20 protein-coding genes and 1 pseudogene are annotated in these 23,888 nt (G+C 64.4%); 10 read left to right on the top strand and 11 right to left on the bottom strand.

All coding sequences use genetic code 11. The features are described 5' to 3' along the window. Window positions 1-34: 34 nt before the first annotated feature. Window positions 35-922 (top strand): LysR family transcriptional regulator, encoded by an 888-nt coding sequence (locus JQ573_RS21550; RefSeq protein ID WP_116970729.1) that lies wholly within the window; start codon window positions 35-37, stop codon window positions 920-922. Window positions 923-1,032: 110 nt separating this feature from the next. Continuing rightward, on the top strand, window positions 1,033-1,656 hold the full coding sequence (locus JQ573_RS21545) for a Crp/Fnr family transcriptional regulator (RefSeq protein ID WP_116970728.1): 624 nt from the start codon (window positions 1,033-1,035) through the stop codon (window positions 1,654-1,656). An 8-nt stretch (window positions 1,657-1,664) separates the two neighbouring features. Here the strand turns inward: JQ573_RS21545 and JQ573_RS21540 are convergent, their stop codons facing one another. The 6 genes from JQ573_RS21540 to ilvD all read right to left on the bottom strand — a co-directional run bounded on the left by JQ573_RS21540 (window position 1,665) and on the right by ilvD (window position 9,012). Further along, complete coding sequence (locus JQ573_RS21540; protein WP_137900591.1) at window positions 1,665-2,600, bottom strand: NAD-dependent epimerase/dehydratase family protein; 936 nt, start codon at window positions 2,598-2,600, stop codon at window positions 1,665-1,667. Between the two features lie 46 nt (window positions 2,601-2,646). Beyond that, window positions 2,647-3,444 carry a DUF4386 family protein gene (locus JQ573_RS21535; RefSeq protein WP_116970711.1) on the bottom strand — a complete coding sequence of 266 codons (798 nt, stop codon included), beginning with the start codon at window positions 3,442-3,444 and terminating at the stop codon, window positions 2,647-2,649. A 381-nt stretch (window positions 3,445-3,825) separates the two neighbouring features. Continuing rightward, on the bottom strand, window positions 3,826-5,127 hold the full coding sequence (locus JQ573_RS21530) for a folylpolyglutamate synthase/dihydrofolate synthase family protein (protein WP_201280216.1): 1,302 nt from the start codon (window positions 5,125-5,127) through the stop codon (window positions 3,826-3,828). A 160-nt stretch (window positions 5,128-5,287) separates the two neighbouring features. Beyond that, complete coding sequence (locus JQ573_RS21525) at window positions 5,288-6,172, bottom strand: DUF6671 family protein (protein WP_116970709.1); 885 nt, start codon at window positions 6,170-6,172, stop codon at window positions 5,288-5,290. Beyond that, window positions 6,159-7,262 (bottom strand): dihydroorotase, encoded by a 1,104-nt coding sequence (gene pyrC, locus JQ573_RS21520; protein ID WP_116970713.1) that lies wholly within the window; start codon window positions 7,260-7,262, stop codon window positions 6,159-6,161. The genes JQ573_RS21525 and pyrC overlap by 14 nt, the downstream gene beginning before the upstream one ends. Beyond that, complete coding sequence (gene ilvD, locus JQ573_RS21515; protein WP_116970708.1) at window positions 7,249-9,012, bottom strand: dihydroxy-acid dehydratase; 1,764 nt, start codon at window positions 9,010-9,012, stop codon at window positions 7,249-7,251. Before ilvD ends, pyrC begins: the two co-directional genes overlap by 14 nt. A 508-nt stretch (window positions 9,013-9,520) precedes the next feature. On the opposite strand from ilvD, the gene JQ573_RS21510 reads away from it, so the two are divergent. Beyond that, a protein-coding gene (locus JQ573_RS21510) for an IS5 family transposase (protein ID WP_116970707.1) occupies window positions 9,521-10,278 on the top strand; the annotation gives its coding sequence in 2 pieces (ribosomal slippage) (window positions 9,521-9,854 and window positions 9,854-10,278; 759 coding nt in all). Here JQ573_RS21510 and JQ573_RS21505 read toward each other — a convergent pair. After that, window positions 10,279-10,701 carry a tellurite resistance TerB family protein gene (locus JQ573_RS21505; RefSeq protein ID WP_157973351.1) on the bottom strand — a complete coding sequence of 141 codons (423 nt, stop codon included), beginning with the start codon at window positions 10,699-10,701 and terminating at the stop codon, window positions 10,279-10,281. 265 nt (window positions 10,702-10,966) lie between these two features. Continuing rightward, window positions 10,967-11,974: a TerC family protein gene (locus JQ573_RS21500; RefSeq protein ID WP_137900590.1), complete on the bottom strand. Its 1,008-nt coding sequence runs from the start codon at window positions 11,972-11,974 to the stop codon at window positions 10,967-10,969. A gap of 530 nt (window positions 11,975-12,504) precedes the next feature. On the opposite strand from JQ573_RS21500, the gene JQ573_RS21495 reads away from it, so the two are divergent. The 7 genes and pseudogenes from JQ573_RS21495 (at window position 12,505) to JQ573_RS21465 (ending at window position 21,024) form a co-directional block, all read left to right on the top strand. Then, window positions 12,505-12,735, top strand: a complete 231-nt coding sequence (locus JQ573_RS21495) for an AlpA family transcriptional regulator (RefSeq protein WP_137900589.1) — start codon at window positions 12,505-12,507, stop codon at window positions 12,733-12,735. 105 nt (window positions 12,736-12,840) lie between these two features. Then, window positions 12,841-13,005 (top strand): annotated as a pseudogene (locus JQ573_RS21490) (JAB domain-containing protein); the annotation flags it as partial. A 72-nt stretch (window positions 13,006-13,077) separates the two neighbouring features. After that, entirely contained in the window at window positions 13,078-14,439 is a 1,362-nt protein-coding gene (locus JQ573_RS21485) for a prenyltransferase (RefSeq protein ID WP_212316993.1), read from the top strand. Between the two features lie 360 nt (window positions 14,440-14,799). Beyond that, on the top strand, window positions 14,800-16,914 hold the full coding sequence (gene glgX, locus JQ573_RS21480; RefSeq protein WP_212316991.1) for a glycogen debranching protein GlgX: 2,115 nt from the start codon (window positions 14,800-14,802) through the stop codon (window positions 16,912-16,914). A gap of 175 nt (window positions 16,915-17,089) precedes the next feature. Continuing rightward, window positions 17,090-18,955 carry a sigma-54-dependent Fis family transcriptional regulator gene (locus tag JQ573_RS21475; RefSeq protein WP_212316989.1) on the top strand — a complete coding sequence of 622 codons (1,866 nt, stop codon included), beginning with the start codon at window positions 17,090-17,092 and terminating at the stop codon, window positions 18,953-18,955. 81 nt (window positions 18,956-19,036) lie between these two features. Continuing rightward, entirely contained in the window at window positions 19,037-20,620 is a 1,584-nt protein-coding gene (locus JQ573_RS21470) for a hypothetical protein (protein ID WP_249132082.1), read from the top strand. Beyond that, on the top strand, window positions 20,620-21,024 hold the full coding sequence (locus JQ573_RS21465) for a hypothetical protein (RefSeq protein WP_212316987.1): 405 nt from the start codon (window positions 20,620-20,622) through the stop codon (window positions 21,022-21,024). The genes JQ573_RS21470 and JQ573_RS21465 overlap by 1 nt, the downstream gene beginning before the upstream one ends. A gap of 9 nt (window positions 21,025-21,033) precedes the next feature. On the opposite strand, the gene JQ573_RS21460 is transcribed toward JQ573_RS21465, so the two are convergent. The 3 genes from JQ573_RS21460 to JQ573_RS21450 form a co-directional block, all read right to left on the bottom strand. Then, window positions 21,034-21,789: an SDR family oxidoreductase gene (locus JQ573_RS21460; protein ID WP_212316985.1), complete on the bottom strand. Its 756-nt coding sequence runs from the start codon at window positions 21,787-21,789 to the stop codon at window positions 21,034-21,036. Window positions 21,790-22,105: 316 nt separating this feature from the next. After that, entirely contained in the window at window positions 22,106-22,660 is a 555-nt protein-coding gene (locus tag JQ573_RS21455; protein ID WP_092122778.1) for a flavin reductase family protein, read from the bottom strand. Between the two features lie 80 nt (window positions 22,661-22,740). Continuing rightward, entirely contained in the window at window positions 22,741-23,841 is a 1,101-nt protein-coding gene (locus JQ573_RS21450; RefSeq protein WP_212316983.1) for an LLM class flavin-dependent oxidoreductase, read from the bottom strand. Window positions 23,842-23,888: the final 47 nt, after the last annotated feature.

The following is a 23,888-nucleotide window of genomic DNA, read 5'->3' as shown; positions in this document are numbered from 1 at the left end:
TGCGGCACTTCGTTCGTTTCTGTAAAATCATGCAATGGCAACCCTCAACTATCACCACTTGCGCTATTTCTGGGCCATCGCGCATGAGGGCAGCCTTACCCGCGCCGCCGATCGGCTAAATCTCTCGCAATCGGCCCTCTCGGTGCAGCTCGGCAAGCTCGAGCTGCAGCTGGGCCATCCGCTGTTCGACCGATCCGGCAAGCGTCTCATCCTCACCGAGGCCGGTCGGATCGCCCTCGACTATGCCGACACCGTCTTTCAGGCCGGAGACGAGCTGGTGAGCACGATGAAAGGGCGGCCGGTGGATCGGCGGCAGGCGTTCCGGGTGGGCGCGTTGACGACGCTATCCCGAAACTTCCAGCTGGAGTTCCTGAGCCCACTCGTGGGCCGGGCCGACGTCGAGTTGATTATCCGCTCAGGCACCATGCGCGATCTCCTCGCCCAGCTTGAGGCGCATATGATCGATGTCGTGCTCGCCAACAGCGCTCCGCAGCACGACGCGCGCTCCGACCTTCGCAGCCATTTGCTCGCTCAGCAGCCGGTCGCACTGGTAAGGCGCCCGCGCGCCGAACCGACCGCGTTCCGCTTCCCGGACGACCTGCGGTCGCAGCCCATCTTGTTACCGAGTCTCGACAGTGAAATTCGCGTTGGGTTCGATCGGATCCTCGAACTCGCCGGCGTGCGCCCGATCATTTTTGCCGAAGTGGATGACATGGCCATGTTGCGGCTCCTCGCCCGTGACAGCGACGGTCTGGCTCTCGTACCGCCGATCGTCGTGCGCGACGAACTCGCCGCCGGCCTGCTCGTGGAGGTCTGTCCGGTCCCGAACCTCAGCGAAACATTCTACGCGATCACCCAGAAGCGCCGCTTTCCGAATCCCTTGCTCGGGGAGCTGCTCACGCGGGCGGTAAAGGATAAATGACTTTGTTGCTCACATGCGCATCATGAGGCCTGTCACATCGTCTCAAGGGCTGACGGTCGACCGAACACAAAGCGAACTTCAGCATTCACCGCATCGCGTATAGTCGCTGGATGCGTTCCAAGGATCCAGCATTTGCAGCCTTTTCCGACCTGATCATCAGATCAGTGGCACCCTTGACGCCGTCCGAGCTGACGCTGAACGATATCGCGGACGCCTGCGAACTCCGTGTGCTTGCCAAAGGCGACCATCTGCTCCGGGTCGGGGACATCGCTGAGCACATCTACTTCATGTCAGCCGGGCTTGTTCGCTACTATTTTCTCGACGGCGATAGCGGTGAAGAGCGCACCGGACAGTTTTTCGACAAGGACCAGGTCTTCACCGATGCATCGAGCTTCCTGTCCCAAGCGCCCGCATCTCAGTCGATGCAGGCGCTGGAACCGTCCGAGGTGATCTGTCTGTCTCGCCGGGCACTTTACGCCGCCTACGCCGCCGACCATGCGATGGAGCGATTCGGTCGGCTGATGGTGGAGGCGGCACTGGTTGGCTCACAGCGACGCTCTACCAGTCTCCTCACCCTTGCGCCTGACGAGCGCTACCGCACGTTTGTCAACGCCAGGCCGGAGGTGGCACGGCGTGTGCCACAATATCTCATTGCGAGCTATCTCGGAATCACGCCGGAAAGCCTGTCGCGCATCCGCGGGCGGCTCGTCAAAAAGCTACCCGTTAAGCGGTGATCGGAGCGTCAAGATGCGTTCTGCCAGCTTTCCAGCGTCGCCGTGAGCGCGTCGTCCCAGTCCGTGGCGCGGACGCCGAACGTTTCGGTGTAAGCCTTGTCGGAGATGATGAACGGCGCCTCATAGGAGTAGGCCATTTCAATAACCTCGCTCGCCGCAGGCGCGAAGAGGCCGATCGTTCGGAGAACGAACCTGGGAACCCGACAGATCTTGGGCGCTGGTGCGTTAGCGATCTCCGCCGCCCGCGTCAGGATCTCCCGTGGCGTTAGCGCCGGTGGAGACGGCACGTGCCATGCCCTGCCCCAGGCGCGCTCCTCCCGCCCGAGCCGGATCAGCGCTTGGGCGAAGTCCGGTACATATGTCACGCTGTGCAACATGTCGGCGTTGCCGAACCATCCAATCGCTTTGCCCTTTAACAGGTTCGGCCACACGCGCTCACCAAACGCCGATTGGCGCACGCCGGGGCCGAGGAAGTCGGCTGCACGCCCAGTCACTGTACGCACATCGCCGCGTTGGTGGGCCTCGATCAGTTGCCGGCTGAGATCTGCACGAACCTTGCCCTTCCGCGTTGTCGCGATGAGCGGAAGGTTCTCATCCAGAGTCCCGGCAACGCCGTATCCGTAGAGGTTCTCGGCGGCCACGAGGACCGCGCCGGCACGCGCAGACCCTTCCAGAACGCTCGCCTGCAGCTTCGGAAACATCATGGACCAGCTCTGATAGGGCGGCGCGGCGCATTGATAGACCACGGTGGCCCCTGCGCAGGCCGATATGGCGTCCTCACGCCGCGAGACGTCGCCGACGTGAACCTCGACGCCTGCATGGCGGGCAGAACGAGAGGAGCGGGTGACGGTCCGAACCCGCGCGCCCTGCAGCAACAGCGAGCTGACGACGGCCTTGCCGACCGGACCCTGGCCGATCACGACATGCAGATCATGGCTGTTCATCAAAGTAGCTCCCGGTCCGCGCGATGGGGGTTCACCTGTGCCGTGATCAGGCTCGGCTTGATCGGACGGCCGCTCTCGCGTCGGATGAGATCCCAATGTTTTCCACTGAGCGTGCGCGCAGGTGCCAAATCGCAAGCGCCGCCGTCCAGAGCTGCCAGAAGATCCCCGAAAGCGTCAGCAGGATCGATGATTCCACCCCGATCACCGAGGGTAGCGTGGAGAGCAGACCTGCCGCCGCAATAAAACCGGCACAGCCGATGATGCGGGCGCCGCCGCCTAGCCTCAGCAGGGCGATCGAAACCAGGATGGTCCAGACGCCGGCGAAAAGGCCGACACCTAAAAGTTCACCAACCCCGCCAGCGAAGGCGTTGAAGGAAACGTAAACAACCTCAATCGCGGCTTTGGTGGCGCCGCTCGCGCCCGGATCGACATAGGCAACGGCGAGACCCGGCATCAGGAACAGCCAGCGGACGATACCAAACGCTTTCGCGACCCCGGCCAGAATTCCGAGCGCAACCGCAAAGTTTCCGAGCGCCCGCCCCATCGCCAATGTGCGGCCGAGTAAGATCGCCAAGGGAATCAGAATCAGTGCGTGCAGGAGGTAGCTCAGATAGCCCGCAAAGACCGGACCGGCCTGTTGAAGGATCAACGGCAGGATGATCGATGGCGGCTCCCCGAGCGACGCGGGCCAGTTGATTGACGGCATCAATATGAAGAAGGCGGCCCACATCAAGATGAATTGGGCGAGCAGGAGCACAGCTGCCGGGAGGTAGGGTGGCGCTTGGGGTTGATCCGATACTCCCGCTGACAGATCACGAGTCATGGGATTTGAAACACTGGCCATCCGGGTTTCTCCTTCTCGCGCAGGGGAGCGCAGGGGGATTGGGGTCGTTACGCGACGACTTACCCCCCGTTTATGGAGACCTCAGGCTCGGCTGCCATTGATGTCGGGTAAGATCGACGGTGTCCGTCCCACTGAACCCGGTTGTGAATCCCTAGCCCGCTGGTCGGAGCTGGACCTTCGGCCTTGCGCAGCCAACCGCGAGCTCTCCCGCCGACCCCCTCGCAAAGGCCTCTTCCGGTCCCGAACCTCAGCGAGACCTTCTACGCGGGCACCGAGAAGCGTCGCGTTTCGAATTATTGGCTTGGAGTTGCCCATCCGGGCGGCGAACGGAAAGGATGCCGTGGCTTCCGCTCGAATGCACCCTGCGGCAACGTCAGCCTTTCATTTTGGCCAGGTTTCTAAGTCCAGCGCCAAGACCTCGCCAGCGAGATACAGCGAACCGCAAATGACCACATGCGGCGGCGGCCCATCGCCAGAAAGCGCCGCATCGAGAGCCGATGAGACATCCGGCCGAACCTCCGCGCCAAGCCCTGTACGCCGAGCCACGTCCAAAAGGACCGCGGGATCGGCCGCCCCGCTTGCATCAAAGTCCACGAGCAACAGCTTTAGGGGACGGATCGGACACAACGCCGCGAAGATGCCTTCAAGGTCCTTGTTGGCGAGGACGCCGAGGATGACTGCCAATGGCCGCCCGTCCCTCGCTCTGAGGTCGCGCAACGATCGCGCCAGCGATTCGAACGCGTGCGGATTGTGGGCGCCGTCGAGCCAGAGATCGGCGCCTCGCGCTGACGCTCGTGCGGCCAGCGGACCCGCCGTCAAGCGCTGCATCCGGGCAGGCCACGAGGCGCGTCTCAGTCCCTCGTTCACGGCTGCATCCGACAAGCCGAACTTGCGGGCCACGGCTACCGCGAGCCCCGCGTTGGCGACCTGATGCGCGCCCATCAAACGACCGTGGGGCAAGTCCATATTGCCGGCAGAGTCCTGGTAGCGGACGCGGTCCTGTTCCGTCCATGCATTAAAGTCGCGGCCAGCGAGCATCAGCGGCGCTCGTGCGCGCTCGGCCGCTTTCCTGATCACGACCAAGGCGCTTTCGACCTGGCGAGTGGAAACGCAGGGAACGCCGGGTTTTATGATGCCGGCCTTCTCCCCCGCGATCTCGGCGATCGTTTCGCCAAGAAACTCACAGTGGTCAAGGGCGACGGGCGCGATGGCCGTGATCGCCGGACGCTCTATGACGTTCGTTGCGTCATAACGCCCGCCCAGACCCACCTCGACAAGGCAGAGATCGGCGGGCGTCTCCGCGAACGCCAGCAACGCCGCCGCCGTCGTGATCTCGAAGAATGTGATCGGCTCACCCTCGTTCGCCGTTTCAATCCGCGCCACCACCTCGGCCAGATCGTCCTCGGAAATCAGTTCGCCCGCCAGCCGGATGCGCTCCGCAAAACGTACGAGGTGCGGTGAGGTATAGACATGCGTGCGTAAGCCGGCGGCCTCGGCGATGCCGCGCAGGAAGGCGATCGTCGACCCTTTGCCGTTGGTCCCCGCCACATGGATTACGGGCGGCAGCCGACGCTCAGGGCGCCCCAGTTTCGCGCAGAGACGCTTCATGCGAACGAGCGAGAAGTCGATCAGCTGCGGATGCAGCGCGCGCAGCCGCTCCAGCGCGGCGTCGTGAGCTCGCACACCGTGGATCACGAGGGGCGGTCCACCGGGAGCGGCGGTGCGATTGGCGATTCGGCGGGCCCCACCGAAGCCGGCGGGGTCCGCCCTTCGCGCCGCGCACGCCTCCGAGCAGCAGCACCCCGCGACGACGATCTCGAATCCGGGCGAGCGCCCCGCTTCCTCATGGATTGCACTCCGGGCAATATTGCGCCGGCGCACGGAGCAACCCATCAGACCGAGGCCGTTCCTCACGACACCCACACACCGAGCAACCATATTCCTCGGCGAGGACCATTTCGGTGGGCGCGCCGCAGTCCTCGCATTTCAGCCCGATCCGCGATCCCGTACGTCCGAAGCCGGGCGCGCCGCACGCAGGGCACGGTGTCGCGAGCCGTCGAGCGAGGCGATCCGCGAGCGCGGCGAGGCTTTTCATCCGCGTCGGATTGAGGTGCGCGCGCATGTCGGTCTCGAGACGCGCCCGGCCATCCGAGGATGCGGCAGCGGCGGCCGCGATCGCGAGCGCAAGGCCTTTCCGGTCGGTGAGGCCTTTAACGAGAGCCGCTGTCACCGAACCCTCATTCGCCCGCACGATCAGGGCGTGGCTCGGGAATCCCACCCGTTCGAGGAATGCCTCCAGCGCATCGCCTGGAGAAACGACGAGATGGCCGAAGTTGGTCGCGTCGGCGATCAGGCTTTCACTGACGACGATCCCCCTCTCGTCATCGACGAACACCAGGAGCTCCATGCCGGCCGCGAAGAACGGGATCGCTGGATGGGGCCCGAACGAGCCCTCGCTGGCGAGGCCGAGCGGTAATCCGGCGCCCTGCATGCCCAGCCTCGCCTTGCGCACCGCGACCTCGAGCATCGTCCCCTGCCGCGCGATTTCGCCCGAGAACGTCCCGAGCTGATCGGTATCGAGACCCGCCGCGGGTACGACGACAAGACCAAGGGTCGCGCTAAGGGCCGGCGCGATCGCTTCTTCCTTGCGATGCATGGTGGCGAGCACGGCGCTGCGACCTGCGTAAGGACGTGGTTCATAGATCGCGGTTCGCTCATGACGGCGCATCGATCGGTCCTCGATACGTCCAGGCCATGGACGCACCGGCCTGGAACGGAACGACTTGGTCGCCAGCAGCGGCGAAGACCGATGGCGCCCGCCATGGTGTCCGTTCAAGGACGATCGAGCCGGCGTTGAGCGGGAGGTCGTAGAAGCGCGCTCCATGCTCAGACGCGAAGGCTTCGAACCGGTCCAGCGCACCTTCCTCGTCAAACACCGTGGCGTAACTCTGCAGGGCGACCGGCGCGTTGAAGATGCCGGCGCAGCCGCAGGCGGACTCCTTGTCACGGACCGCGTGTGGCGCTGAATCGGTGCCGAGGAAGAACTTCGGATTTCCCGAGGTCGCCGCGCGTCGCAACGCCAGACGATGCCGCTCGCGTTTTGCGACCGGCAGGCAGTAGAGATGCGGTCTGATGCCGCCGGCGAACATCGCGTTGCGATTGATCATCAGATGGTGTGGCGTGATCGTGGCGCCGACGTTCGGCCCGGCGGCCTCGACGAAGGCCACGGCTTCGGCGGTGGTGATATGCTCGAAGACAATCTTGAGAGCGGGAAATCCTGCGACGACATTCGCAAGCACACGGTCGATGAAGACGGCTTCGCGGTCGAAAACATCGACGTCGTGGTCCGTGACTTCCCCGTGCAGCAGCAACGGCATCCCCAGGCGCTGCATGACGTCAAGGACGCCGAAGATGTGAGCCACGTCCGTCACGCCCTGCGCGGCGTTGGTGGTCGCATGCGCAGGATAGAGCTTGGCTGCGGTGAACACGCCGGACCTGAAGCCGCGCTCGATTTCCGCCGGGGCGATGTCGTCGGTCAGATAGGCCGTCATCAGCGGTGTGAAGGCAAGGCCAGGCGCGAGCGCCCCCTGGATCCGCGCACGATAGGCTTCCGCCGCGGCCACGGTGGTCACCGGCGGATCGAGGTTGGGCATGACGATCGCCCTGGCGAACTGACGGGCGGTCTCGTTGACGACGGCGGCGAGCATCCCGCCGTCACGGAGATGCACATGCCAATCATCGGGCTGGCGAAGGACTAAGCGGTGCGCGCTGGATGACTCCACTCTCTCGGCTGCGGCGCCTGGGTCAGATATCAGCATAGACGTGCTCTTCGGCGGCAGCGCCTGGATGGGTCACCGCGCCCTTGCCGGCGGAACCGACGGTCTGCGCGTAGCGCCACAGCGCTCCGGACTGGAAGGCATGCCGGCGCGGCTGCCACCGCTCGCGGCGCGCCGCCAACTCGGCGGGATCGATGCGGAGCGAGAGCGTCCCTCGCTCCGCATCGATCTCAATCACATCGCCGTCCTCGATCAATGCGATCGGGCCGCCGACCGCGGCTTCCGGTCCGACATGACCGACGCACAGGCCGCGCGTCGCGCCCGAGAAGCGGCCGTCGGTAATCAAGGCCACGTCCTCCCCCATGCCCTGGCCATAGATCGCCGAGGTGGTGGACAGCATCTCGCGCATGCCGGGTCCGCCACGCGGCCCCTCGTAGCGGATGACGAGCACCTCGCCCGCATGGTAGCGCCGCTGCATCACCGCTGCGAAGGCATCCTCCTCCCGGTCGAACACGCGCGCCGGACCGCTGAAGGCGAGCCTGCGCAGGCCCGCCACCTTCACGATTGCCCCTTCAGGCGCGAGATTTCCGGAAAGGCCGACGAGGCCGCCGGTCGGTGACAGCGGCCGCGTCGTCGGATGGACGACGTCCTGGTGGTCGGGCAAAAGCACGGATTCCAGATTCTCGGCCAGGGTGCGGCCCGTGACCGTCAGGCATTCGCCGTGCAGGAAGCCACCGTCGAGCAGCGCCTTCAGGACCACCGGCACGCCGCCGATCTCGTGCACGTCCTTGGCGAGATAGCGTCCACCGGGCTTCAGATCGGCGATCAACGGCGTGCGCCGAAACACCGCGGCGACATCGAAGATGTCGAAGGCGATGCCTGCCTCATGGGCCATCGCCGGCAGATGGAGCGCGGCGTTGGTCGATCCGCCTGTCGCGGCGACGACCGCGGCCGCATTCTCGAGCGCCTGGCGCGTGACGATGTCACGCGGGCGCAAGCCCCGTTTGAGCAGCGCCATCACCGCGCGACCCGACGCGTCGGCAAACCGGTCCCGGGACTCGTAAGGCGCCGGTGTGCTGGCCGAACCCGGCAGAGCGAGACCGATCGCCTCCGACACATAGGCCATGCTGTTGGCGGTATATTGGCCGCCGCATGACCCCGCCGATGGGCATGCCACCGTTTCGAGTTCGGCGAGGTCCGCATCGCTCATCGTTCCGGCGGCGTTGGCGCCGACCGCCTCGAACACGTCGAGCACCGTGACGTCTTTGCCGCGGAACCGTCCCGGCAGGATCGAGCCGCCGTAGAGGAATACCGAGGGCACGTTGAGGCGCAGCATCGCCATCATCAGCCCCGGCAGAGTCTTGTCGCACCCGGCCAGCCCCACCAGCGCGTCGTAGCAATGACCGCGCACGGAGAGTTCAACCGAGTCGGCGATCACCTCGCGGCTGACGAGCGAGGCCTTCATGCCGGCGTGCCCCATCGCAATGCCGTCGGTGACCGTAATGGTGGTGAACTCGCGCGGCGTGCCGCCGGCGGCCGCCACCCCCTTCTTCACCACCTGCGCCTGCCGAGACAGCGAGATGTTGCAGGGCGCCGCTTCATTCCAGGTCGTGACGACGCCGACGAAAGGTTGCGCGATCTCGCGGGCCGACAAGCCCATCGCGTACAGGAACGAGCGATGGGGTGCGCGCTCGGGGCCTACTGTCGTATGCCGGCTCGGCAGCCCCGACTTGCCCGGGTCCGATTGGACAGCCCGAGACTGCGTCGGCGCGGATTCGTCACGGTCATCCACGAAGCGCCTCCGCGACGTGCAACCCGATCTTCTGTCCTGCGATTTGCATGGGACCAGCCGCTCCGCTCTGCCGTTTCGAAACCGTCCTCCCTGTACGGTAGCGGTAGTGAGAGCTTTTAGTTACTTCAAATAACTCACGGTTTTGTTCTGTTTTATATAACAACCCGCCACCGAGCTTAAACGGCGCGACGCAAGCACGTCCGCACCGCCAAACCAACGCGCGCCCGGCGTTCCTCGCACTGCGACGGAAGCGATTCCTTCGTCGCAACAGCAACACCTTGCCGGGATCCGGATTCAGGGCAAACACTGACGGTCAACCCAGGCCGCTCACTTCCAAACGTCGGTGTGGATCCCGATCGAAGTCAGTTTGCGACCACCTCGTTTCAAGGCGCGTCGGCCAACCCAAAGTCCGCCGGTTCGAGCCCGAGAACTTCGCAGATCCGGCTAGGCTCTGGACCCATTGATTTGAGAGGCATGATCTGATTCAGGCTCCGCGAGGAGACTGAAGATGAGCGACCTGTACTGGCTGACGGACGAGCAGATGGCTCGGCTCCGGCCATATTTTCCCAAGAGCCACGGCAGGCCCCGGGTCGATGATCGGCGGGTGCTGAGCGGGATTATCTTCGTCAATCGCAACGGTTCGCGCTGGTGTGATGCGCCCAAGGAGTACGGTCCGCACAAGACGCTCTACAACCGATGGAAGCGTTGGGGCGAGATGGGCGTCTTCCTCCGCATGATGGAAGGGCTGGCCGCCGAGGGTGCCGATCCGAAGACGGTTATGATCGACGCGACCTACTTGAAGGCGCACCGCACGGCATCGAGCCTGCGGGTTAAAAAGGGGATCTCGGGCGGCTGATCGGCCGCACCAAAGGCGGGATGAACACCAAGCTTCATGCTGTCACCGACGCCAACGGCCGCCCGCTCAGTTTCTTCATGACCGCAGGCCAAATCAGCGATTACACCGGCGCTGCGGCGCTTCTCGACGACCTTCCCAAGGCGCAATGGCTGCTGGGTGACCGCGGCTACGACGCCGACTGGTTCAGGGATGCCCTTCAGCAGAAGGGGATCAAGCCCTGCATTCCTGGGCGGAAATCCCGTCTCGACCCCATCAAATACGACAAGCGTCGGTACAAACGCCGCAACCGCATCGAGATCATGTTCGGCCGCCTCAAGGACTGGCGCCGCGTCGCCACCCGCTACGATCGGTGCCCTACGGTCTTCTTCTCCGCTATCGCCCTCGCCGCCACCGTGATCTTCTGGCTCTGATCAATGAGTCCTGAGCCTAGCGGTCGCCCGTTCTTCGGAGTCGAACCCGCCATCGGCAGCGGCGATCGCGCAGCAGGCCTCGACGAGCAGTGCCGGATACCGCTGCGCGCCCTTGACGCGTGCGACCGCCTCGAACGCGGCCGCCTCGCCACCCTTCTGGTCCTTGGCGAACCGCTCGGTCAGAGTTTCGAACGTCGCGGTGACATCGTCTAGCCCGAACGCAGCGATCGGCTCAAATCCACGGATCAACCCGAGCATCCGGTCATGCTCCTCCGTCGTTACCCAGCCATCGGCGAAGGCGATCAGCGCACACCCCGCGACGATGCCTTCCATCAGATGTTCGTTCTGCGCCCGATGAACCTCGTCGCCGAAGTCTTCCCAGGAGCGTTTCGCAAAACCTCCAAGCGCGTGTCGATACGGCATGTAATCTCCTTTTCCTCGATGTTGCATGAAGCGCCGCCAACCGGCCGATCAGTCGAAGATGCGCGATCGCCGCTCGTTGCGCCGATAGTTGTCGTGACCATCGTCCCAAACGCGCCGACCTTCGAGACGAGCGGGCTCTCGGTTGGCGTGGCCGCTTCCGACGTCCGCTCCCGTTTGCGGGCCGGATCAGCGGCATCATCCTTCCGTGCGACCCCCAGCAGCTCTGCGAGCTGGCCGCGGTCGAGCCAGACGCCGCGGCACGGCATCAGAACTTGCCTTTCACGGCAGGGGCGGGATTGCGGGTCCGCCACAGCGAATAGACGATGCCGGCGGCGAGGATCGCGAAAGTGGCGCCGAGCGACCAGATGGCGGGAAATTTGTCGAGCCCGAGGAAATCGGCGACGAAGATCTTCGAGCCGATGAAGATCAGCAGCACGGCAAGCGCCTGCTTGAGGTAAGCGAAGCGGTGCAGAACGGCAGCAAGTGCAAAATAGAGCGCGCGAAGCCCCAGGATCGCGAAGATATTCGACGTGTACACAATGTAGGGATCGGTGGTGATCGCGAAGATCGCGGGCACTGAGTCCACCGCGAAAATCACGTCCGCGATCTCGATCAGGATCAGCGCGAGGAAGAGCGGCGTCATATAGCGCACCGGCCGCCCCGTCCTCGGGTCCGGCAGCTTCACCAGGAAGCGCTCACCGTGCAACTCCTCGGTCACGCGGAAGCGGCGGCGGATCAGCTTGAGGACCGGGTTCTTTGAGAGATCGGTCTCCTTGTCACCCAGCGCCAGCATCTTGATCCCGGTCAGGATAAGGAAGGCCGCAAAGACGTAGAGAACCCACGCAAACTCGGCGACCAGCGTGGCGCCGATGCCGATCATGATCGCGCGTAGAACGATGACGCCGAGAATGCCCCAGAACAGCACGCGATGCTGATACTGACGTGGTACCGCGAAGTAGCCGAAGATCAACGCGATCACAAAGACGTTGTCGAGCGCCAGGCTCTTTTCGACGACGAAGCCGGTGAGATACTGGATGCCCGCGGTTTCGCCCAGCTGCAACCAAACGAGGCCGGCGAAGGAGACTCCAAGCACGATGTAGCCTGCCGAGAGCACGAGGCTTTCGCGCACGCCAATCTCTTTCTGCTTGCGATGCAGGACACCGAGGTCCAGCGCGAGCAGCACACCGACGATCGACACAAAGCCCAGCCACATCCAAGCGGGGTTGCCGAGCCAATCGAGCAGTAGGAATTCCAAATGCCGCCTCCCTGTCATGGAGTGCGGCTCGATCGGGAGCGTAGGATCGGACCCGGGCATCGAGCGCACTCGATGCGGTCCGACATCACGACCATCATGGTCGCCAGAGGGGCCCGGCCCGCGACGGTCATATAGGAAGCGCCCAGACTAGCCACAAGGGAAGATGCTTCAAACGCAAAGATCAGATCGGCCTTACGGCCTGACCACGCTTGATCGGCAATCTCATCACTGGATCCGCGCGGTCATTCGGCTCATTTCTGCGCCGCGTTGCACGCTGTGCTGGAGTTGCTTGAAAAGCGGACCGTGGGCGACGATCGTCGACCACCCGACCGAACGAGCGCGGCCCGTCCGATTCTTATCCGTGGGTGTCCGCGGCCACTACCACCGCTTGTCCGCCCTTCCCGTCCGAAGGTGAAAGTCCCATTCGTAGCGGGCAACCGCATGCGCCAGCGTGCGGAAACCTGCCGGAACGTGTTCGCACCGCCTTGTGTGATCCTTGGCTAAAAGTGCGTCGGCGGGCGCCGCGAATGCGAGATGTGGAGCTAAGCATGGACCCTAGGAGATATCTCACTGCCGAAGAAGTCGCGGAGCGCTACCGTGGCAGCATCTCGATAGGCACTCTACGCAACTGGCGGGCTATGAGAATCGGGCCGACTTTCATCAAGATCGGCAAAGCCGTGCTGTATCCCGTTGACGAACTCGATGCCTGGGACGAGAAGAACCGCGTGACCTGCCGTGCATCAACGCGCCTCGGCATGAGGGGTCAGGATCAGGTGTGATGATCACCCAGGTGCACGATTTGCCGATCTCAGTTGCCGACCTCACCCAACTTACGCATCACCAATTTCTAGCGCAACTACAGCAGGTTAGTCGATCATAGCAGACTCCTGCACAACCATCCCTCCGGCGACCCGACGCCGTCGCAGGCCGACATCCAGATGACGAAAGCCATCGTCGACATCGCCAAGCCGCTCGGCATTGCCGTGCATGATCACATCATTGTCGGCAAGAACGGGCATACCAGCTTGAAGGGTATGAAATTGATGTAGTCTCGCTGCGTTGAGGTACGTCAAACCACCGCCGGTCCCTGCCCATGCCGAGGCGCCTCCACGGAGATGATCATGTCGAATGGTCCCAGCGCGGTACTCTCTTTCGACGAGATCGACGCGATTGCACGTGACGCCGTTGCGGAAGGACAGGCGGACCGCAAGCAGGCTGCATCGCAGAAGATCCAACCACTGCGAAAGGCCCAGCGTCACCAGCCTGAGGCCGCGATGGCGTTGTTATGGATTGTCGACGAACGAAGCCTCGCGAGGGAAGAGGCGGCAGACGTTCTTTCAGAGATCGCAGACGCCCACGATGACGACATAGGTATCCTCTCAGCGCTTGGCATGTGCCTCGAAGCCGTCCGCGACATTGATGATCTGAACGCGCCGCCGCCGGAACACCCAATATTTCAGACGATGGTCGAGAAGCTGCACCGCTTGTCCAAGCTCAATGAAGGGCGGCCTGAACAGGAGCGGATCCTGCGCGGGCTCGCCACGTCGGCGCGAATGATGGCGCGCCAGCACGATGCGATCGCCGAGGACAGTCTTCGGAGACTGACCGAAATCGATCCGCAAAAGAGCGCGCACCATTACAATTTGGGGCTGTTCTACAAGACGCGCGGCAGATTCGCCGAAGGCGTGGCGGCAAACCGCGTCGCTGTAAGCCTGTCACAGGAGGCTGTCGACAGCACCGAATGGAACCTCGGCATCTGCGCCACCGGCGCAAGCGACGCCGCGACCGCCTTGGGCGTGTGGAAGCGCATGGAGCAGAAAATCGAGCATGGACGCTTTGGGTTGCCGGAGGGTGGATATCCGGCTTGCAAGGTGAGACTTGCCGCGCGTCCCCTCGCTGAGCGGACGGCAGATCGTGATGACCCAGGCGAGGAGGAGACCGTCTGGATCGAACGGTTGAGTCCGTGCCATGGCATTATCCGCAGCGTGCTGTACCGCGATCTCGGCGTCGATTATGGCGACGTCATCCTCATCGACGGCGCTCCGATTACGCATCACACCTATGGCGAGCAGCAGATCCCGGTCTTCCCCCATCTGGCAACGCTGCTGCGCCGGAATTACCAGTTCTTCGCTTTCGCGGGCACGCAGCAGACGGCACGGCAATTGGCCGACATCAGCGAAGAATTGGACGGGGACGCCGTGATCTATTCGCACTCGGAGAGCTTCAAGATCATGTGCGCAAATTGCTGGCGCAACCCCGATATCGATCACGCTGAGCACGAGACAATGGAAAAGCACGTCGTCGCCGGCCGCATTGCCGCGTCTCCCGACATCGCGCCTGCGCGACTTTTGGATCTGATCGACAAGGCAATCGAAAAGCGAGGAACCTGCCAGCTCTATGCACCCGATCTTTGCGCCGCAGCGGGACAATCGGCGCGCGAGCGGATCGACCGACGGCGGTTTGCGCTGCTGACGGGCAACTAGCGCGATGGCCAAAGCAACAATGGGCTTGCGACTTAAGGGGATGCGGCTGATGTAGCCCCTGTCGTCCTGGCGAAAGCCAGGACCCATTACCACCGCATTCGGTGATGGAGCGGGTCGTCGCCCCAGCGTTACGCGACAATCGAGATTTGGGGTAATGGGTCCTGGCTTTCGCCAGGACGACGCCGAGTGTGTCGAACGGCCTGTGGATCAAACATCGGCATTCTTGGGACATGACGCGCTCGGCCTGCCCGGACGTCATACGAACCACCGGCAACTGCCGCTAAGCTAGCCCATGCAACGTTTTCCGCGCGGCGGCGTTTGTTGCTGGTTGATTTGCCCATTCCAGAGTTTGGGGGACCGATGTCCGATTTCGTGATTGAGGAAGGGCTGCCCTATCCGCTGGGCGCCCATTGGAGCGGCCACGGCACCAACTTCGCGGTGTTTTCCGCCAACGCCACCAAGGTCGAGGTTTGCCTGTTCGACGGCGAGCGCGAGACGCATCGCTTCGAGCTGCCGGAATATACCGACCAGGTGTTTCACGGCTTCATCAACGGCGTACAGCCCGGCACGTTCTACGGCTATCGCGTCTACGGCCCCTACCAGCCCGAGGGCGGCCACCGATTCAATCCGAACAAGCTGCTGCTCGACCCCTATGCCTGTGCCCATGCCGGCAGCCTGACATGGAATCCGGCGGTGTTCGGCTACAAGATGGAAACGGGCGACGACCTGACCTTCGACGAGCGCGACAGCGCGCCGTTCATGCCGAAATGCGTGGTGGTCGATCCCGGCTTCGACTGGGTCCAGGAGGCGCAGCGGCAGGACGTGCACTGGGACGAGACCGTGGTCTACGAGACCCACGTCAAGGGTTTCACCAGGCAGAATCCGGGCGTCGCTGAAAACCTGCGCGGCACCTACGCCGGCTTCGGCTCGAACGCCGCGATCGATCATCTGAAGGCGCTCGGTATCACTTCGGTCGAGCTGCTGCCGGTGCATTCCTTCATCAACGACAGCAATCTGTTGGACAAGCACCTCACCAATTACTGGGGCTACAACACGATCGGCTTCTTCGCGCCGGATCCGCGCTATGCCGCCGACGTGCCGAACAGCCTGCGCGAATTCAAGGAGATGGTGTCGCGGCTGCATGGCGCCGGGCTCGAAGTCATTCTGGATGTCGTCTACAACCACACCGCCGAAGGCAATGAGCGCGGCCCGACGCTGTCGTTCAAGGGCATCGACAATGCGAGCTATTATCGCCTCTTGCCCGACAAGAGGCGCTACTACATCAACGATACCGGCACCGGCAACACGGTGAACCTGTCGCATCCCCGCGTGATCCAGCTGGTGATGGACAGCCTGCGCTACTGGGCCGGCCACATGCATGTCGACGGCTTCCGCTTCGATCTCGGCACCATCCTGGCGCGTGAGGTCTACGGCTTCGACGAGCAGTCCGGCTTCCTGAAGGCAATGAACCAGGACCCGTTGCTGGCCACGGTCAAGCTGATCGCCGAACCCTGGGACTGCGGCCCCGGCGGCTACCAGGTCGGCGGCTTCCCGCCGGGCTGGGCGGAATGGAACGACAAGTACCGCAACACCGTGCGCGATTTCTGGCGCGGCGAGGCCGCGCCCGGCGCGCTCGCGCCGCGGCTGCTCGGCTCGCACGACGTGTTCAATCGCGAGGGCCGTCGCACCTGGGCCAGCGTCAACTTCATCACGGCGCATGACGGCTTCACGCTGAACGACTGGGCGAGCTACAACAACAAGCACAACGAAGCCAACGGCGAGAACAACAACGACGGCTCGTCCGACAACCACTCCTGGAATTGCGGCGCCGAGGGCCCGACCGACAACCCCGATATCCGCACATTGCGCGAACGCCAGAAGCGCAACATGCTGGCGACGCTATTGGCCTCGCAGGGCACGCCGATGCTGCTCGGCGGCGACGAATTCGGCCGTACCCAACGCGGCAACAACAACGCCTATTGCCAGGACAACGACATCTCCTGGTTCGACTGGAATTTTTCCGACGACGCCAACAAACTGCTCGCCTTCACCAGGCGGATGATCAAGCTGCGGCGCGACTATCCGATCCTGCGCCGCAGCCGCTTCCTCTCCGGCGATCGCGATGCCCAGCTCGAGATCCGCGACGTGGTCTGGATCAGCACCTCAGGCGTGGAGATGGCGCAGGCCGACTGGACCACCGGCTGGATCAAGTGCTTCGGCGCCGTGCTCGACGGCCGCGCGCGCAAGACCGCAATCGCCCGCGCGGGCGAGGACGACACCGTGCTGGTGATCCTCAACAGCTATGAGGGCGAGGTCGACTTCAAGCTGCCGCCGACGTCCGCGGGACCACAGTGGTCGCTGCTGCTCGATACCAACGCGCCGGAGGAGCCGGCAGGTGCGCAGTTTGCGTTCGAGAGTATGTACAAGACGGCCGGACGTTCGTTCGTGCTGCTCACGGCCGGTGAGATCAGGTAGGGCGGATTAGCCGAAGGCGTAATCCGCCGCAGACCGACCGGGATGGCGGATTACGCTTCGCTAATCCGCCCTACAGACATCCCTCCAAGGTCCCCTCCCCGCGACTCCGTCGGCCAATTGACATTCGCCGTCGGGGTGCCAGACTTCGCGGAAAATTAGGGGTGGAGACCTCTGGATGGCCAATCTTTCGGCCTCGAATCACGTCGCCCGTGTTTTATCGGCGGCCAATCAGGTGGCCGGCGTCGACACCGAGGCGCGGATTGCCGCGTCCTGGCGACGCTGCGTGGTCAATCACAACCTCGACCCGGCCCGGCGCGGGCCGCCGCAGACCCTGACCGAAGCCGAGGTCCGGCACATCGCCGAACCGATGGAAGATTTGATCCAGGTCGCGATCCCCGAGCTCGAGGACCTTGCCCGGGTGCTCCACGACTCCGGCTACTGCGTCAACCTCGCCGACCCCAACGCCACGATGCTGGTGAGCCGCCTGCCTGGGGGCGACTACGCGCGGATGTTCCTGGAATGGAAGATCTACACCGGCTCGAACTTCGCCGAGACCTTCGAGGGCACCAACGGGCTCGGCACCGCGCTCGCCGAGCAGCGGCCGATCATCGTGCATGGCGACGAGCATTTCCGCGAGCAGTGGCACATGTTCACCTGCGCGGTGTCGCCGCTGTTCGATCATGCCGGGCGGCTGGCCGGCGCCGTCAACATCTCCTCCTGCCGCAGCGATCTCGGCCGCAGCGCGCATGAACTGGCGCTCGCCGTCACCGCGGAAGCGACGCGGCGGATCGAGCAGTCGTTTTTCCGACGACGCTACCGCGCCTCATGGATCGCGACACTGCCCGGCGACGGGCACGGCATGCTCGCCTATGACGACGACCGCCGCGTGGTCGGCGCCTGCCGCACCGCGCGCGGCGAGTTCGGGCTGACCGATGCGATGATCGATGACGGCATCGACCTGTCGCGCCTGATTCAACTGGACGATCGCGCGACGCGGGCCGTTGACGAGCCGGTCACATTGCGCCGGGCCGACGGCACGCCATGGGGCCGTGGCCGCGTGGCGCCGCCGGTGCGCGCGCGTGTCTCCCGTCCGCTGCCGGCACCGTCGCGCGAGGCGCCGGCCGGACAGTTTTCAGGCCTGCACCGGCTCGCGGGCCGCGATCCCGCGCTGATCAAGGGCGTGAAGCGGCTGATGACGGTCGGCAATCTCGATCTGCCGATCCTGCTGCGGGGCGAGACCGGCGCCGGGAAGGACGTGTTCGCGCGCGCCATTCATGCGGCCAGCAATCGCGCCGGCCGCAACTACGTTGCGCTGAACTGCGCCGCGATGCCCGAGAGCCTGATCGACGCCGAGCTGTTCGGCTACGAGGCCGGAGCCTTCACCGGCGCGCGGCGCGAGGGATCGAAGGGGCTGATCGTGCAGGCCTCTGGCGGCACGCTGTTCCTCGACGAGATCGGCGACATGCCGCTTTCGCTGCAAACCCGGCTGCTCCGCGTGCTGGAGAATCGCGAAGTCTGGCCGCTCGGCGCGCTGAAGCCGGTACCCGTCGACATCCGCCTGATCAGCGCCACCCATCGCGACCTCGCGCGGATGGCGGAGGACGGCAGCTTCCGCTCCGACCTGTACTATCGGCTGCGCGGCATGGAGATCCGGCTGCCCGCCTTGCGCGAACGCGCCGACCGCAGGGACATCATCACGCAGATCGCCGACGAGGAAGCGCCGCACTGCCGCATCTCGCCGGATGCCTGGGCGCAGCTGCTGACCTATCCCTTCCCCGGCAACATGCGCCAGCTTCGTCACGTGCTGCGACTCGCGGGTGCCACCGCCGAAGGTGGCGTCATCACCGAGGCCGATCTCGACCTGCCGCCGTTCGGCACGCGCAGCGTGGAGGCCGATCACACAGCGAGCGAGCGCGCCGCGATCGTCGATGCGTTGCGGACCAATGACGGAAGAGTGACGGACGCTGCCAAGGCGCTAGGGCTCAGCCGCGCGACGTTGTACCGGAAGATCAAGGCGTTAGGGATCGAGCTGGACAGCTAGACCGGAAGCGCACCTTCTGTTCCGGCCGCGCGGGAACGGTGTTATCATAGGCCTTTCATTCAACGCCACGGAGCGGGTCCCATGACACGGTTTCCCCTCGCTGTGGTCGTTGGCCTGGTTGCCGCGACCATTTCGCAGCCTGCCGCCTCGGATTCTACTGAACAACGATTGGGCAAAGTCCATTTTGCGACATCCTGCAAACCGGAGGCGCAGGAGGCGTTCGATCGCGCCATGCTGTATCAGCATTCGTTCTGGTACAGCGCATCGCGACGCACCTTCGAGGAAGTCCTCGAGGCCGACCCGCAATGCGCCATCGCCTACTGGGGGATCGCGCTCAGCTATCTCTACAATCCGCACGGGCCGCCACCGCCGGAGAACCTTCCGCTCGGCCTCGAAGCCGTGAAGAAAGGCCAGGCGCTGAATGCGAGCACGCAGCGCGAGCGGGACTACATCGACGCGATCGCCGCGATGTATGTCGACTATGACAAGGTCGATCACCGCACCCGCGTGCAGAGATTCCTCGCAGCCGAAGAGCAGGTCGCGACGCACTATGCCGACGATGACGAGGCGCAGATCGCCTATGCGATCACGCTCAACGTCGCGGCATCCCCTACCGACAAGACCTATGCCAACCAGCTGAAGGGTGCGGCGCTGCTCGAGCCGATCTTCAAGCGCCAGCCCGAGCACCCCGGCATCGCCCACTATCTGATCCATCTCTACGACTATCCGGCGCTCGCGGAGAAGGGCCTGCCCGCGGCGATGCGCTATGCCAAGATCGCCGAACGCGCGCCGCATGCCCAGCACATGCCGTCGCACATCTTCACCCGCGTCGGCTACTGGAAGGAGTCGATCGCCTCGAACAAGGAATCCGCACGCATCGCCAAGGAAGACGGCGAACAGCAGGATCAGGCGCACGCGATGGACTACCTCGTCTACGCCTATCTGCAGTTGGGCCAGGACAAGGAGGCGCGCGCGGTGGTCGACGAGCTCGGCAGGCTCGAGTTCAAGCTCGACCGGTTCGCCGGCCCTTACGCGGTGGCGGCAAGCCAAGCCCGCTATGTTTTCGAGCGCGGCGACTGGAAGGGAGCTGCTGCGCTTCAGGTCCGTCCGACCAAGTACGCCTACGCGGATGCCATCACATATTTCGCGCGGGCGGTCGGCGCCGCGCGCTCCGGTGACCCGGCCGCGGCCAAGGCCGACATCGCCAAGCTCGTCGGGCTGCGCGACAAGCTGAAGGACGCGAAGGACGCCTACTGGTCCAACATCATCGACATCCAGCAGCAGATCGCGAGCGCATGGGTGCTGTACGCCGAAGGCAAATTCGACGAGGCGCTCAGCGCAATGGATGCCGCCGCGGAGGCGGAAGACAAGACCGAGAAGCATCCCGTCACGCCGGGACCGCTCGCGCCGGCGCGCGAGCTCTATGCCGCCATGCTGCTCGATCGCGGCAAGGCCGCCGACGCGCTCGCCGCCTACGAGGCCGTGCTCAAGAAGGAGCCCAACCGGCTGGCGGCCTATCTCGGGATGATCAAGAGTGCCAGGGCGTCCGGCGATCAGGCCAAGACCCGGGAATGCGCTGATCAGATCGCCCGGCTCACTGCGGATGCGGATCTGTCGAGGCCGGAGCTGATCGAATTGCGCCAGACAACCGGAAGCAAGCTGTGATGCCGCTGACGACATGGCGCAACGGTGGTGCAGCGCTGCTCGGCGCCGTTGCGCTCTGTCTTTGCCACGTGCCGCCGCTCGGTGCGATGGAGATCCTCGGCCAGGCCGGCGTGCTCGGCGAATGGGAGCTGACGGGGCATCTCACCGAAAGCGGACCGGATGCGCGCAAGCACTTCTCCGGACCGCTGAAGATGAAGCATGTCGGAATCTGCGTCCAGGATGGACCCGAGGAACGCGCCGGCGAGATCCGGCTGCAATTCACGGGTGCGGATTCGCAGGTGACGGCCGAACTCGTGCTGGACGGCGCGCCCTGCACCTACAGCGCCCGCAAGACGCACAATTACGAGGGCACGCTGTCCTGCGAGGGCCGCGCGCCTGTCCCGCTGCTGGTGTGGCTCAAGTAGCTGCTACCGTCAGCCTGCCGGCCGCGAGCGCCGCAGCCATTCGTTCAGATCGATGCGGCCGAGGCGCGCCTCGCCCAACGGCACCAGCGAGTGCTCCTCGACCCGGCCGCCCCAGTAGAGGGCGTCAGGGTCTCGCACCACCTGACGCGGGTCGCCGATCGTCTTCAGGTAGCGGGCCACGATTTCGTTGAACGGCGCGCGTTCCGGTCCGGCAATCTCAACGATGCCGTTGCGCGGCGGCTCGAGCGCCACATCGGCCACAAGGGCGGAAACATCCTCCGCCGCGATCGGCTGGAACAGGCCGGGCGAGAGTCTGACGGTGTTTCCAACTGCACCCGCATCAGCGATGGCTCCGACGAATTCCATGAACTGCGTCGCGCGGATGATGGTGTAGGGAATGCCGGACGCCTCGATCAGTTTCTCCTGCGCGACCTTGGCGCGGAAGTATCCGTTCTCGGGCGTGCGGTCTGTTCCGACGATCGAGAGCGCGACATGGTGCTTGACGCCGGCCGGCGCCTCCGCCGCCAGCAGGTTGCGTCCGGAAGTCTCGAAGAACGCCATCACCGCCTTGTCCTCGAATGATGGCGAGTTGGCCAGGTCGATCACGACGGCCGCGCCGGCCAGCGCCTCCTTCAACCCCTCGCCGGTGATGGTGTTGACGCCGCTCTTCGGCGAAGCGGCGACAACGTCGTGGCCGCGTTGACGCAGAATGGCAACGGTCCTGGAGCCGATCAGTCCGGTGCCTCCGATCACAACGATCTTCATGATTTGGTCTCCCTTGTCGATGACTAGAGATTTGGCGATCTCGGGACGCGCTCGTGGTTCAAGCTTGCTGGCGGCAAGCGCGATGAGCGCAGCGATTGATCGACATATCGACGAACGTTGCGGGCTCGCAAAGCGAGATCGCGCGGACGTCCGGCTGACGAGGAGAGTTGAAGAACTCGCGCCGCCGTATCGATCGCTCCTGCATGCGCGACGGCAGTTATATCATGCCGCTCGCGTCGATGGCGCGTTCGTCAAATTGATCAGGATTGGTCAGCAGTGCTGATTGACTCGGGGAGCCATGCCGCTCGTCGCGGCTTCACGAAAACTCGTTCCAGCTGACGCGCCGCGCGTCGATGTCGCCGAGCACGACAGGATCGTGGATGTTGCGCACGCTCTGGAAGCCAGAGCGCAGATAGATCAGCGGATCGACCGTGGTCACGGCGCGGACATGCTGCACTTCGCCGATGAAGATCGAATGGGTCTTGGTCTCGAGCTCCTGCGCCAGCACACAGTCGAACGCCGCGACGGCATCCTCCAGCACCGGAGCGCCGGTGGCGCCGGTGGTCCAGCGGCCGAAGCCAAAGCGGTCGTCACCGTTGACGCCCTTCTGGCCGGAGAAGGTCAGCGCCAGCAGCGCATGGTCCTCGTTGAGGAAGTTGATGACGAAATGGCGCTCCGCGCGGATGCGCTCATGCGCGCTGGCATTACGGTTAACGCAGACCAGCACCGAGGGCGGATTGTCCGACAACGAGCAGGCCGAGGTCACCGTCAGGCCGGTGCGCTGCCCCGGCTCGCGGCCGACCGTCACCAGCGCCACCGCGCCCGCGCAATGCCGCATCGCCTGCTTGAAACTCTGTGCGTCGACCGTCATGCCCTGACCCTGAACCGGAATAGTTCCCTCAAAGATATGCGAGACAGGGTGCGAGGCAAGCCCCGCACCCTGCCTATCTGTCATGCAGCCTTCTCGAACTCGGCGCCGAGGTGCTTGAGCCGCGGCATCACCTCGTTCTTGAGCAGGTCCAGCGAGTGCCGCCAGGCTTCCGGCTTGTGCTTGTAGTCGAAGCCGAACACGCAGAGCACGCCGAAGCCGCCGACCTCCCGGTAGATCTTCTCGATCTTCTCGGTGACGGTCGCGGGCGAGCCGACGATCCAATTCCGGCGCGCGCAATATTCGACGGTGACGTCGCTGTCGGGCACGTCGGGCGCGTGCTTCAGATAGTCCTTGAAGCCGAAATGGCCGAGCAGCGGCAGGAAATACTCGCCCATCATCCGGCCCATCATGTCGCCGGTCGACAGCCTCCACGCCTCCTCATCGGTATCAGCCACGAACACCTCGCGCACCAGCCGCCAATCCTTGCGGCTCGGCTTGCGGCCGGTCTTGGCGGCGCCGGCTTCCACCGAGTCCCAGTGGCTGCCGACATAGGCCGGGTTGAGGTTGAGGCTCATCGGGATGAAGCCGCGCTCGCCGGCGAGCTTGAGCGTGTCGGAATTCTTCGACAGGCCGGCGACGCCGATCGGCGGATGCGGTGCTTGCAACGGTTTGATGTGCGGCTTGAGGAAGTCGAACATCGTGTCCGGCTTTGACACCGTCCAATACTTGCCCTTGTGGGTCCAGGGTCCGGGCTCGGACCACATCTTCAGGATGACCTCGAGCGCCTCGCGGGTCATGTCGCGGTTCTGGCCCGACATGCCGTCGACGTTGAACATCGCCCAATCGCTCGGCAGGCCCGAGGCGGCGACGCCGAAGTTCAGGCGGCCATTCGAGAGATGGTCGAGCATCGCGACGCGGTTCGCGAGCTCCGCCGGGTGATGATACGGCAGCAGGAAGCCGCCGGGCCCGATGCGGATGTTCTTGGTCTGCAGCAGCGCCTGCGCGACCAGCAGGTCGGGCGACGGATGCGGCTCCCACGGCGCGGTGTGATGCTCGCCGATCCAGGCTTCCTGATAGCCGAGCTCGTCGAGCCAGCGCAGCGTCTGCAGGTCCCAGTCGTGGCCCTCTTTCAATCCGCACTCCGGCGGGTGCGAGGGCATGGTGAAGTAGCCAAGCTCCATGTGCGTTTCCTTCCTTCGCTTGTGATTCAGTCATGCAATGCGTCTTG

It is taken from the genome of Bradyrhizobium sp. AUGA SZCCT0105 (assembly GCF_018129565.1).
Lineage (GTDB): Bacteria > Pseudomonadota > Alphaproteobacteria > Rhizobiales > Xanthobacteraceae > Bradyrhizobium.
Note: the sequence above shows the minus strand (reverse complement) of the source record. Positions and strands in the feature narration are given on the sequence as shown.